The organism is Xenorhabdus bharatensis, assembly GCF_037996705.1.
In the GTDB taxonomy this organism is placed as follows: Bacteria; Pseudomonadota; Gammaproteobacteria; order Enterobacterales; family Enterobacteriaceae; genus Xenorhabdus; species Xenorhabdus bharatensis.
The window spans coordinates 1-226 of sequence record NZ_JBBMXG010000106.1 but is presented as its reverse complement, the minus strand read 5'-3'; the positions used below and the strand labels follow the sequence as shown (position 1 = coordinate 226).

Sequence of the window (226 nt, the reverse complement as noted above, 5' to 3'; positions counted from 1 at the left end):
CTCAGGTGGTTAGAGCGCACCCCTGATAAGGGTGAGGTCGGTGGTTCAAGTCCACTCAGGCCTACCAATTCTTCCTTCGGCGGCGTGATTCGCATAAGGGGAATGGCTGTGCAGTACGATACATCTGATGGGGCTATAGCTCAGCTGGGAGAGCGCCTGCCTTGCACGCAGGAGGTCAGCGGTTCGATCCCGCTTAGCTCCACCATTCAACGCCTCTTGAAAATAC

General features: G+C 56.2%; 1 tRNA gene. It reads left to right on the top strand.

Going from position 1 to position 226, the window contains the following annotated elements:
* Nucleotides 1–129 precede the first annotated feature (129 nt).
* Nucleotides 130–205: transfer RNA gene (locus AAC855_RS21835), tRNA-Ala, on the top strand.
* Nucleotides 206–226 lie beyond the last annotated feature (21 nt).